The 11,569-nt window shown below is 68.7% G+C and carries 9 protein-coding genes; 8 read left to right on the top strand and 1 reads right to left on the bottom strand.

Going from position 1 to position 11,569, the window contains the following annotated elements:
• Positions 1 to 67: 67 nt before the first annotated feature.
• Positions 68 to 2,095 carry a bifunctional diguanylate cyclase/phosphodiesterase gene (locus B1A78_RS00980; protein ID WP_144037623.1) on the top strand — a complete coding sequence of 676 codons (2,028 nt, stop codon included), beginning with the start codon at positions 68 to 70 and terminating at the stop codon, positions 2,093 to 2,095.
• Here the strand turns inward: B1A78_RS00980 and B1A78_RS00975 are convergent.
• Positions 2,092 to 2,994 (bottom strand): LysR family transcriptional regulator, encoded by a 903-nt coding sequence (locus tag B1A78_RS00975; protein ID WP_077145171.1) that lies wholly within the window; start codon positions 2,992 to 2,994, stop codon positions 2,092 to 2,094. The two genes, B1A78_RS00980 and B1A78_RS00975, sit on opposite strands and share 4 nt — an antisense overlap.
• Positions 2,995 to 3,113: 119 nt before the next feature.
• On the opposite strand from B1A78_RS00975, the gene B1A78_RS00970 reads away from it, so the two are divergent.
• The 7 genes from B1A78_RS00970 to B1A78_RS00940 all read left to right on the top strand — a co-directional run bounded on the left by B1A78_RS00970 (position 3,114) and on the right by B1A78_RS00940 (position 11,510).
• Positions 3,114 to 3,878, top strand: coding sequence for an SDR family oxidoreductase (locus B1A78_RS00970; RefSeq protein WP_077145170.1), 765 nt, complete (start codon positions 3,114 to 3,116; stop codon positions 3,876 to 3,878).
• Positions 3,879 to 3,990: 112 nt separating this feature from the next.
• On the top strand, positions 3,991 to 5,628 hold the full coding sequence (gene ybaL / locus B1A78_RS00965) for a YbaL family putative K(+) efflux transporter (RefSeq protein WP_077145169.1): 1,638 nt from the start codon (positions 3,991 to 3,993) through the stop codon (positions 5,626 to 5,628).
• A gap of 125 nt (positions 5,629 to 5,753) precedes the next feature.
• Positions 5,754 to 7,529: a DNA helicase RecQ gene (gene recQ, locus B1A78_RS00960; RefSeq protein ID WP_077145168.1), complete on the top strand. Its 1,776-nt coding sequence runs from the start codon at positions 5,754 to 5,756 to the stop codon at positions 7,527 to 7,529.
• A 318-nt stretch (positions 7,530 to 7,847) separates the two neighbouring features.
• Positions 7,848 to 8,831, top strand: a complete 984-nt coding sequence (locus tag B1A78_RS00955) for a hypothetical protein (RefSeq protein ID WP_077145167.1) — start codon at positions 7,848 to 7,850, stop codon at positions 8,829 to 8,831.
• Between the two features lie 372 nt (positions 8,832 to 9,203).
• Complete coding sequence (locus tag B1A78_RS00950) at positions 9,204 to 9,506, top strand: UrcA family protein (RefSeq protein ID WP_077145166.1); 303 nt, start codon at positions 9,204 to 9,206, stop codon at positions 9,504 to 9,506.
• A 21-nt stretch (positions 9,507 to 9,527) separates the two neighbouring features.
• Positions 9,528 to 10,598: a helix-turn-helix domain-containing protein gene (locus B1A78_RS00945; RefSeq protein ID WP_179101946.1), complete on the top strand. Its 1,071-nt coding sequence runs from the start codon at positions 9,528 to 9,530 to the stop codon at positions 10,596 to 10,598.
• A gap of 6 nt (positions 10,599 to 10,604) precedes the next feature.
• On the top strand, positions 10,605 to 11,510 hold the full coding sequence (locus B1A78_RS00940) for a sterol desaturase family protein (RefSeq protein WP_256837379.1): 906 nt from the start codon (positions 10,605 to 10,607) through the stop codon (positions 11,508 to 11,510).
• Positions 11,511 to 11,569 lie beyond the last annotated feature (59 nt).

The raw sequence follows: 11,569 nt of genomic DNA, 5'->3' as shown, positions 1-11,569 counted from the left end.
ACCGCCATTTCGGCAGCAATCGTCCCGCCCGTCCGGTGGGGCGTTTTTGCGTCGAAAGGTGGGGATTTTGATCAGGCTGGCCATGTGCATCGCGGTCGAGCACGACCCGTGGCTCGTCGCGCTCGCGGTGCTTGTCTGCGGTGTCGGCGCCTTTTCGATCGTCCAGATGTTCGAACGCGCGCGCGGTGCGGCGCGGGGGCAGGGGCTGGCCTGGGCCTTCCTGATCTCGGTCGCCGCGAGCGCGACGATCTGGTGCACCCATTTCGTCGCGATGCTCGCCTTCGAGGCGAAGGCGCCGGTGACGCTCGACCCCGTGCTGACGATCGCGTCGCTGATGGTCGCGATGGTCGGCTGTTTCATGGGCTTCGCGGTCGCCGCCTGGGGGCGGCACGAAGCCTATGGCGCGGTCGGCGGCGCGCTGTTCGGCGCGGCGATCGCCGCGATGCATTTCACCGGCATGACCGCGTACCGCGTCGACGGCATCGTCGAATGGGACATGGTCTATGTCGTCACCGCGATCGTGATGGGGATCGTCCTGTCGTCGGTCGCGGTCGCGACGCTGCGCACGCGCCGTACGGTCCGCCACCGCGTGCCGGTCGCCACCGCGCTGATCGTGCTTGCGATCGCGTCGCTGCATTTCCTGTCGATGACCGCGATGCGGATCACCCCGATGGCGCTCGACGCGACGCCGCTGCGTCCGTCGGAGTTCAACGCGCTGGCGCTGGCGACGGTGCTGGTCGGCGCGATCGTGATCGCCGCGGGGGTGTTCGCGGCGATGCTCGACCGCCAGACGCGCTCGGACGCGATGCGCGAACTGACCCGCATGGCGATGAACGACAGCCTGACCGGGCTGCCCAACCGCGTCGCGTTCCGCGAGGAGCTGGGGCGCCAGATCGCGATCGCGAGCACCAGCGGCGAGCGCGTCGGGCTGTGCGCGATCGACCTCGACCGTTTCAAGGAAGTCAACGACGTCCATGGCCACAAGGCGGGCGACGCGGTGCTGGTGCGGATCGCGCAGCGGCTGCGCGGCGCATTGGGCGAACAGGAGTTCGTCGCGCGCCTCGGCGGCGACGAATTCGTCGCGCTGACGCGCTTCACCGACCGCGCGCAGATCCATGCCTTTGCCGCGCGGCTCGACGCCGAGCTGAAGGCGCCGCTGGCGTTCGAGGAATTCGAGGCGCGGCTGGGCGCGAGCATCGGCATCGCGGTCTATCCCGACGACGCGATCAGCGCCGACATGCTCGCGAACAACGCCGACCTCGCGATGTACCGCGCCAAGGCCGACGCCGCGCCGGTGCCGGTTCCCTATGATTCGGCGCTCGACGAGGCGATCCGCGACCAGCGCGAGCTGGCCGCCGACCTGCGCCGCGCGATCGACCGCAACGAGCTCGACGTCCATTACCAGGTGCAGACCTCGGTCAACACCGGCGAGGTCACGGGTTACGAGGCGCTGCTGCGCTGGACGCACCCGCTGCGCGGCCCGATTCCCCCCGTGACCTTCATCCCGATCGCCGAATCGAACGGCTTTATCCTGACGCTCGGCGAATGGGTGCTGCGCCGCGCCTGCGCCGACGCCGCGGGCTGGACGCATGGCGCGAAGGTCGCGGTCAATGTGTCGCCGCTGCAGCTGTCGCACGCCGACCTGCCGCGGCTGTTCCACCAGATATTGCTCGATACCGGGCTGCCGCCGCGGCGGCTGGAGATCGAGCTGACCGAGACCGCGATCATCGCCGATCGCGAGCGCGCGCTGCACGTGCTGCGCCAGATCAAGGCGCTGGGCATCGGGGTCGCGCTCGACGATTTCGGCACCGGCTATTCGTCGCTCGAAACCTTGCGCGCCTTTCCGTTCGACAAGATCAAGCTCGACCGCTTCTTCGCCGCCGAGCTCGAGGGCAATATCCAGTCGACCGCGATCCTGCGTGCGGTGCTCGCGCTGGGCAAGAGCCTGTCGATCCCGATCCTGGCGGAAGGGATCGAGACGCGCGAGCAGCTCGACGTGCTGCGCCGCGAGGGCTGCGACGAGGCGCAAGGCTTCCTGATCGGGCGCCCGGGCCGCGATGTCGCCGGTGGCGGCGCCGCGGCGGCGGTCGCCTAGCTCGCGTCCCAATAAGGCGGGTCGCCGAACGCCGTCTGCAAATGATCGCGGAGCGCGCGTAATTTCGCCGACGGCTCGCGCCCCTGGCCATGCGCCATGTAAATCCACTCCTCGTCGGGGGCGAGGTCGAGCGGGATGGCGACGAGCCGGCCCGCCTTGATTGCGGGGCCGGCGATGAAGGCGGGGAGCATCGCGATGCCGAGCCCCGCCGCGACCGCGTCGCGGATCATGTCGCCATTGTTGACCCCGAGCGCCTGCTTCGCCTGAATCGCCACCGGCCCGTCCTTGGTGCGAAAATGCCAGTCGGCGACGCCGCGGTTGGTGTAGAAGATGCCGCGATGCGCGCGCAGATCCTCGAGCGTCCGCGGCGTGCCATATTCGGCGAGATAGGCGGCCGAGGCGGTGAGGATGCGGCGGCTCTTCGCGAGTTTCCACACGATCAGCCGGCTGTCGTCGATCACCCCCTGGCGGATGATTGCGTCATGCCCGCTCGACGCGACGTCGATGCGGCGGTCGTCGAGGTCGAGCGTCAGCTGCAGCTCGGGATGCGCTTTCAGGAACGGATAGAGCGCGGGGCCGAGGTGCATATGGCCGAAGGTCACCGGCGCCGCGATGCGCAGCGGCCCCGACAGCGTGCCGCGCCGCTCGGCGATGTCGGCCGCCGCCTCGGTCACGTCGCGGACGATGCGCTGCGCGCGCGGCAGGAAGGCGCTGCCGTCCTCGGTCAGCCCGAGTTTGCGCGTCGTGCGGTGGAGCAGCGCGCTGCCGAGCGAGCGTTCGAGTTCGGCGAGGCGTTCGCTGACCACCGATTTCGACAGCCGGAGCTGGCGCGCGGCGCCGCTGATCGAGCCCTGCTCGACCGTGGCGATAAAGGCGGCGATGCCCTCGATGCGGATCATTGTTCGGAAATCCCGAATTATAGAACCAAGAAATGCCGTCTATTCCGAACGGCCTGCAAAGTCCACTTTCCCCTCATCGACCACGGGCATCGGGCCCGCCGCCGAACAGGAGAAAGATCATGGACCGTCTGAACAACAAGGTTGCGATCGTCACCGGCGCCAGCGCCGGCATCGGCCGCGAAACCGCGAAACTCTTTGCCGCCGAAGGTGCCCGCGTCGTCGTCGGCGCGCGCCGCCAGGCCGAACTCGACAGCCTCGTCGCCGAAATCAGGGCCGCGGGCGGCGAGGCGGTCGCCGTCGCAGGCGACGTGCGCAGCGAAGCCTTTCATGAAGCGCTGGTTGCCGCCGCGGTCGACAATTACGGCCGCCTCGACATCGCCTTCAACAATGCCGGGGTGTTCGGCGAAGCCGGCCCCAGCACCGAAGTCAGCGCCGCGGGCTTCAGCGACGCGCTCGCGGTCAACCTCACCGCATCGTTCCTCGGCGCCAAGCACCAGATCGCCGAAATGGTGAAGCATGGCGGCGGGTCGGTGATCTTCACCTCGACCTTCGTCGGCTACAGCTTCGCCTTCCCCGGCAGCGCCGCTTACTCAGCGAGCAAGTCGGGGCTGATCGGGCTGACGCAGGCGCTCGCCGCCGAATATGGGCCGCAGGCGGTGCGCGTCAACGCGGTGCTCCCCGGCGCGGTCGCGACCGACATGTTCGAGGCGGTGAACGACAGCGCCGAAAAGCAGGATTTCGTCACGAACCTGCATGCGCTGAAGAGGGTCGCGCAGCCGATCGAGATTGCGAAATCGGTGCTCTACCTCGCCTCGGACGATGCGAGCTTCGTCACCGGCACCGCCTCGCTGCTCGACGGCGGCGCCTCGATCACGCGCAGCTGACACGCGGGGCGCTGAAAAAAAACGAGCGGGGATCGGTCGCGATCCCCGCTCTTTTGCATTTTTGCGCCGCACAAACTTGACCCCCGGCGCCCCCGCCCCCTAGGCAGGGGACATGCCGCACGACACGACATTGATCGGAACCGTGGTTGCGGGCCTGGGGGTTGCGTTCCTGATGGGGGCGCTCGCGCATCGGCTGAAGATTTCGCCGATCGCGGGCTATCTGCTCGCGGGCGTGATGGTCGGGCCCTTCACCCCGGGCTTCGTCGCCGACACGGGCCTCGCGCTCCAGCTCGCCGAAATCGGCGTGATCCTGCTGATGTTCGGGGTCGGCCTGCATTTTTCGCTCAAGGACCTGCTCTCGGTGCGCCGGATCGCGGTGCCGGGGGCGATCGTCCAGATGGCGGTTGCGACCGGACTCGGCATCGCGCTCGGGCTGTGGCAGGGCTGGACGCTCGCGGGCAGCGCGATCTTCGGGCTCGCGCTGTCGGTCGCCTCGACCGTCGTGCTGCTGCGCGCGCTGCAGGCGCGCGACATGGTCGAAACCGAAAAGGGCCGCATCGCGGTCGGCTGGCTGATCGTCGAGGATCTCGCGATGGTGCTCGCGCTCGTCCTGCTGCCCGCGATGTTCGGGTCGCGCGGCGACGAGGGCAATGGCATCGGGCTGTGGCAGTCGGCGGGCATCGTCGGGCTGAAGGTCGTCGGCTTCGTCGCCTTCATGCTGATCGTCGCGCGGCGCATATTGCCCTGGGTGCTGCACTGGGTCGCGCATACGGGATCGCGCGAACTCTTCCGCCTTGCGGTGCTGGCGATCGCGCTCGGCGTCGCCTTCGGCGCGGCGGTGGTGTTCGACGTGAGCTTCGCGCTAGGGGCTTTCTTTGCGGGCATGATCCTCGGCGAGACGCAATTGAGCCGCCGCGCGGCGGAGGAAACGCTGCCGCTGCGCGACGCCTTTGCGGTGCTCTTCTTCGTCTCGGTCGGCATGCTCTTCGACCCCTGGGTGCTGATCGAGCAGCCGGGGCCGGTGATCGCGACGGTGGCGATCATCGTCTTCGGCAAGTCGCTCGCCGCCTGGGCGATCGTGCGCGCCTTCGGCCATCCGAACCAGACCGCGCTCACCGTCGCGGTCAGCCTGTCGCAGATCGGCGAATTCTCCTTCATCCTCGCGGGACTCGGCGTCGCGCTCAAGGTGATGCCCGACGAGGCGCGCGACCTGATTCTTGCGGGGTCGATCCTGTCGATCCTGTTCAACCCGGTCTTCTTCACGCTGATGGTCAAGCGCATCCGCGCCGATGACGTTCCCGAGCCCGAGGCGGTCGGCGACGACGTCCCTGCAGCGTGCAACGCCGGGGTGGTGCTGATCGGCTATGGCCGCGTCGGAAGCCATATCGGCAGCCTGATCTGCGGGCGCGGCGAGGGGCTGACCGTGATCGAGGACCAGAAGGACATGGCGGCGGCGGCGCGCGAGGCGGGGGCGACGGTGATTATCGGCGATGCGACCAAGGACAGCATCCTGCGGCAGGCGGGAATCGAGGAGGCCGCGACCTTGCTGATCGCGATCCCCGAGGGGGTCGAGGCGGGCGCGGTGGTACGCAAGGCGCGCGCGATCAACCCCAAGCTGCTGATCGTCGCGCGCGCGCATTCGGACGAGGAGGTCGCCGACCTCGTGCGCCGCGGCGCCGACCATGTCGTGATGGCCGAGCGCGAGACCGCGTCGCGCATGGCCGAGCGTGCGATGCTGGCGCGGGCCTGATCGTCGCCCCCGCGCAGGCGGGGGCCGCAATCGGCCTTGCGCCGGGTTGCCAGCGGCCCCCGCCTCCGCGGGGGCGACGGAATGGGGGCTTCCCCCGCTCCCCCAAACTTCCTATCGCCCCCACCATGTCCGCCGACGCGCTTCTCCCGCTCCTCAAATCGACCTTCGGCTTCGACCATTTTCGTGGGCGTCAGGCCGATGTCGTCGACCGCGTTATGGCGGGACAGCGCACGCTTGCGGTGATGCCGACCGGCGCGGGCAAGTCGCTGACCTATCAGCTGCCCGCGGTCGCGCTGCCCGGCTGCGTCGTCGTCGTGTCGCCGCTGATCGCGCTGATGCACGACCAGCTCCGCGGTGCGCGCGCGGCGGGAATCCGCGCCGCGTCGCTGACCAGCGTCGATGCCGACTGGGCCGACACGCGCCAGGCCTATCGCGACGGCACCCTCGACCTTCTCTATATCGCGCCCGAGCGCGCGACCGGCGAGGGCTTCCGCTCGCTGATGCAGGCCCGCGAGCCGGCGCTGTTCGCGATCGACGAGGCGCATTGCGTGTCCGAATGGGGGCATGATTTCCGCCCCGACTATCGCCTGCTGCGCCCGCTGCTCGACGCCTTTCCCGCGGTTCCCCGGCTCGCGCTCACTGCCACCGCCGACAAGCACACGCGCGAGGATATCCTCGTCCAGCTCGGCATCCCGGCCGAGGGGCTGGTGCTCGCGGGCTTCGACCGGCCGAACATCCGGTATCGGGTGACCCCGCGCATCAGCCCCGCGAAGCAGATCGCCGACTTCATCGCCGCCAATCCGGGTCCCGGCATCGTCTATTGCCCGACGCGCGACGGGACCGAACGCATGGCCGAGCGGCTGGCGGCGGCGACCGGGCGCAGCGTCGCCGCCTATCACGCCGGGCTCGATCCCGAACGGCGCGCGCGGGTGCAGCACGACTTCGTCGCGTCGGAGGACGGCATCGTCACCGCGACGGTCGCCTTCGGCATGGGGATCGACAAGCCCGACGTGCGCTTCGTCGCGCATGCCGGGCTGCCCAAATCGATCGAGGCCTATTATCAGGAAACCGGGCGCGGCGGCCGCGACGGCGACCCTGCCGAGACGCTGATGCTGTGGGGCGCCGAGGATTTTGCGCGCGCGCGGATGCGCCTGTCCGAACTGCCCGAGGCGCGCATCGCGAGCGAGCGCGTGCGGCTCAACGCGATGGCGGCGCTGGTCGAGACGGTCGAGTGCCGCCGCGCGCTGCTGCTCCGCCATTTCGGCGAGACTCCGCCCGAACGCTGCGGCAATTGCGACAATTGCCTCGAACCGCCCGCGCAGATCGACGCCTCGGTGCTCGCGCAGAAATTGCTCTCGGCGGTCTATCGCACCGGGCAGAGTTTCGGCGCGGGGCATGTCGAGGCGGTGCTGACCGGACGTAGCGACGAACGCATCGCGAGCCGTGGTCACGACAAATTATCGGTGTTCGGCATCGTCGGCGGCGACGAGGCGCGGCTGATCAAGCCGCTCGTCCGCACGCTCGTCGCGCGCGAGGCGCTCGAGACCACCGAGCATGGCGGGCTGATGTTCGGCCCCGCCGCGCGCGCGATGATGAAGGGCGAGGTGGCGGTGATGATCGCCGAGCCGCCTGCGAAGCGCAGCCAGCGGGGATCGCGCGGCGCCGGCGCGGTGGCGAACCCGGTCGGCGACCCGCTGTTCGATGCGCTGCGCGCGATGCGGCGCGAGATCGCGATCGACGCGGGGGTGCCGCCCTATGTCATCTTCCACGACGCGGTGCTGCGCGCGATGGCGAACGACCGCCCGACGACGCACGCCGAGCTGTCGCGTATCCCCGGCGTCGGCGCGAAGAAGCTCGAAGCCTGGGGCGATCCTTTCCTCGCGGTGATCCGGCAGTTCTAGAAAAATCTCACGCAAAGGCGCGAAGGCGCGAAGAAGAATTATCTCACACAAAGACACAAAGAGGGCAGGCGACGCCGCTGCCCGAAGGGCCGGATCCCGCGCAAAGCGCATTTTACACGGTCGCCTTCGGCGACGGGCCGACGCCAGCGGGGCAGGAACGCCCTCTTTGTGTCTTTGTGTGAGTCTCTTTCTTTGCGCTTTCGCGCCTTTGCGTGAGACATAATTGCACCGCGATCGCCGTCTTCCGTACCGCCAGATTGACAGCATCGCTCACGCCGAGCATCAGGCGCGCAAGGGTCGCGGCCGTTGGAGCCTGCCATGCTGCGCTATGCCCTGCCGATCTTGCCCGCCCTGCTGCTCGCCGCTCCTGCGCTCGCCGCCGACGATCCGCCGCCGCTGACCTATGGCGAGGCGGCGCGCTGCGGGGTGCTCAACAGCCTGATGGGGGTGCTCGAAGAGGGTGATGCCGAAAAATCGCGCCAGCGCACCGCGGCGGCGCTGACCTGGTTCACGCTCGCGGGCGGCGACACCTCGCTCGACGAGGCGGGGCAAAAGGCGGCGTTCGACAGGGTCCACACCGAGGAAGGCGAGGCGGTGGTCGCGCTGCCCGCCGAGGGCAGCGCACGCCACGACCATATGCTGACGCGGCTGACCGCCTGCGACAAGCTGCGCCGGGCCCATTATGAGGATTATCGCGACACCGCCGAATTTCTCGCGACCGCCGATGCCGCGCAATTCGCCGGCGACGCCGCGCTCGCGCGGCAGGGCCGGGAACCGCCGCCGATCCCGCGCAAGGACCTGAGCTTTGGCGACGGCTGGACCTTCCAGTCGCGCGGCAATAATTGCACCGCGATGCGCCCGCTCGGCAAGGCGCTGACGCTCGAACTGCGCTTCACCAATTTCAACGACGGGTCGATCTGGCTGTCGGGCAAAGGGCTGTCGCCGGTGCCCGAAGATCAGGACGAAGCGCTGGCCGCAAAGCATCGCAAGGGGCTGGTGTTCGACGAGGCGGGCAGCGAGGGATGGCAAATGGCGCCCGCGACGACCTACGCCAATTTCGCGGGAACCGGGCTGTTCACCGACGGCGCGCTGACCGCGCATTATGATCTCGGCCTGACCGAGGATGGCGCGACCCGCTATCGCCTCGGCAGCATCCAGAGCCTCTATTGGGATGAGCTCAAGGCCGGCAAGGAGCTGCGGGTCAAGCTATTGGGCAAGGAAGTCGGTGTGATCCCGATGGCTGCTGCGGGCGGGCTGTGGGCCGAAATGCAGACCTGCATCGACCAATATCCCGACGGGTAGATTTGATCTGCGGGAGTGGGTTCTGAAATAATCTCACGCAAAGGCGCGAAGGCGCCAAGAAGAAGGATCTCACACAAAGACACAAAGAGGGCGCACCACATGGCGGGCGTCGCGCGTCGCCGCAGGCGACCCTCCATAAGGCGCTTCGCGCGACCCTGGAGCAGCGGTGCGCGAAAAAGCTGCCCTCTTTGTGTCTTTGTGTGAGTCCCTTTCCCCCTTTTTTGCGCCCTCGCGGCCTTCCGCAACCGCCGATTCCGAAACGGGCTAGCCATTTTCCAAACCCGCCGCGACCCGCGGCGCGGGCTGCTTCATTGCTCGCCCATCGGCGCTCTCCCCTCATCCACGGCGCCGGTGGTCAAAGGAGTGAAGCCCATGAAATATGCGATCCTTGCCAGCCTGTTCGTCGCCGCGGCGGCGCCGTTCCCCGCCGCGCTCGCGGCCGAACCAGCCGCGACGCTGCGCATCAGCCTCGACGATATCGACCTCACCACCCCGCGCGGCACCGAAGCGGCGCAGCGGCGGATCGACCGCGCGGTCGGTGCCTTTTGTCGCAACGATGTCGAGCATCTCAGCCTCGGCGGACGGCGTTCGGCGCGCCAGTGCCGCGAGGCGGCGCGGCGCGACGCCTTCGCGCAGCTTGGCAGCCAGCGGGCACAGCAACTGGCGGCGCGCTGACTCCTGCGATAGCAGATGGCGATGCTCGAGATAATCGATCCGATGATTCGCGGCGGGAGCATTTCGCTGTTCCTGCTGTGGATCGCGCTGCTTGCACGCGATCATCGCGGCGTCGCGGCGGCGCGCGTCGCGATCGCGATGAACGTCACGATCATCGCCTATCTGCTGTCGGGCCTGTTCCGCCCGCACGGGACCGCGCTGCTCCCCTATATCCTGTTCGACATGATGTCGGTGATGGTGCCGGCGCTGTTCTGGCTGTTCGCGCGATTGTGGTTCGACGACCGCGCCGAGATCGGCTGGCGGAGCTGGTGCCCCGTGCTCGCCTTTGCCGCGCTGCCGCTCGCGCAATTCGCGATGATCGCGGCGACCGGGGACTTCAGCCGGGCGATATGGGCGGTCGTGCGCATCGGCATGTTCGGCTTCGCGATCGCGGGCATGTGGATCGCGTGGCGCGGACGGACCACCGACCTCGTCGAGGCGCGGCGCGGCTTTCGCCTCGCGCTGATCGGCGCGATCGGCGGCTTCATCCTGCTCGTCACCTTTATCGAGATGTTTCATAACCGGGAGGGCGGGCACGAGGGCTGGCGCGCGGTGACGCTCGCCGCGATCCTCGCCGCGACCTTCATCGTCTCGGTCGGCCTCTATCGCTTTCGATCCGCCGAGCTGTTCGCGGCGCCCGGTCCGCGCCCCGACCCCGATGCCGCCGCGCCGCGCGCCGAACCTTCGCCGCTGGCGCAGCGGCTCGGCGCGACGATGGCCGAGGAGCGCGCCTATCGCGCTGAGGGTTTTTCGATCGCGATGCTCGCGGCGCGGCTCGGCGAGCCCGAATATCGCGTCCGCCGCGCGATCAACGGCGAGATGGGCTTTCGCAACTTCACCGCTTTCCTCAACGGCTTCCGCCTCGATGAGGTGCGCGCCGCACTTGCCGACCCCGAGCAGCGCGAGGTGCCGATCCTGACGATCGCGCTCGACGCCGGCTTCGGCTCGCTCGGGCCGTTCAACCGCGCCTTTCGCGAGGCCGAGGGGATGACGCCGAGCGAATATCGGGCGCGGCGACTGGATGGGCGGCTGGCCGATTCCGGAATCGGCTAGCCAGATTTGGACAGCGGGGAGCGCGAGGCGCGCCGCTATGCTGCAAGCGGGGTTCCGATCCGCCAGCAGGACGCCCCGATGCTCGACGCCTTTCCTCCCCTCGCCAATCTGGTCCACAAGGGCCCCATCGTCTTTGCCTTCGACTTCGGGCGCTACCTCGCCGCCGCCGCGCTGGTGACGGCGGTCGTATGGGTGCTGCGCCGGACGGCCCTGCGCACCCGCAAGATCCAGGCGCGCGAGGCGACGATCGCCGATCGCCGCCGCGAGGTTGCGCAGTCGGTGCAGACGGTCGGCGTCTATACGCTCGTCTCGGCCTTCATCATCTGGGGCGTCGACGCCGGCGTGCTCCACCGCTTCGAGGGCAGCTATGGCTGGGCGGGCGATCTTGCACTGCTCGCGGCGATCATCGTCGCGCATGACGCCTATTTCTATTGGGTGCACCGCGCGATGCATCATCCGAAACTGTTCAAGACCTTCCACCGCGCGCATCACCGCTCGGTCACCCCGACGCCGTGGGCGGCGTACAGCTTCGCGATCCCCGAGGCGTTCGTGATGATCGCCTTCGTGCCGATCTGGCTGTTCTTCGTGCCCACCCCGGGCTGGGTGATGCTGACCTGGATCCTGTTCCAGATTTTGCGCAACGCGATGGGGCATGCGGGCTTCGAGCTCCACCCGCGCTGGTGGCTGTCGACCCCGCTGACGCGCTGGATCAACACGACGACGCACCACGACCTTCATCATAATGGCGGCTTCAACCGGAATTACGGGCTCTATTTCACCTGGTGGGACAAATGGATGGGCACCGAGCATCCCAAATATGCCGAGCGCTTCGCCGAGGTGGTCGCGGGCGACCGCGTCCTGCCCGGCGAGCGCCCGACCGAGGTTCCGGCCGCCGCGCCCGTCGCCGCATGATCGTTTTTCCGCCGTCCCGGGCGAGGGGTCCGGGACGGGAAAGCGGGAGGCCCGGGGGC

This window comes from Sphingopyxis sp. KK2 (assembly GCF_001990265.1).
GTDB lineage: Bacteria > Pseudomonadota > Alphaproteobacteria > Sphingomonadales > Sphingomonadaceae > Sphingopyxis.
This window is presented reverse-complemented; position numbering and strand designations above follow the sequence as displayed.

Excerpts from the sequence above, each read along its gene's own strand:
- B1A78_RS00955 (WP_077145167.1), top strand. The coding sequence starts at position 7,848 with ATGCTGCGCTATGCCCTGCCGATCTTGCCCGCCCTGCTGCTCGCCGCT.
- B1A78_RS00945 (WP_179101946.1), top strand. The coding sequence starts at position 9,528 with ATGCTCGAGATAATCGATCCGATGATTCGCGGCGGGAGCATTTCGCTG.
- B1A78_RS00975 (WP_077145171.1), bottom strand. The coding sequence starts at position 2,994 with ATGATCCGCATCGAGGGCATCGCCGCCTTTATCGCCACGGTCGAGCAG.
- B1A78_RS00970 (WP_077145170.1), top strand. The coding sequence starts at position 3,114 with ATGGACCGTCTGAACAACAAGGTTGCGATCGTCACCGGCGCCAGCGCC.
- recQ (WP_077145168.1), top strand. The coding sequence starts at position 5,754 with ATGTCCGCCGACGCGCTTCTCCCGCTCCTCAAATCGACCTTCGGCTTC.
- B1A78_RS00950 (WP_077145166.1), top strand. The coding sequence starts at position 9,204 with ATGAAATATGCGATCCTTGCCAGCCTGTTCGTCGCCGCGGCGGCGCCG.
- ybaL (WP_077145169.1), top strand. The coding sequence starts at position 3,991 with ATGCCGCACGACACGACATTGATCGGAACCGTGGTTGCGGGCCTGGGG.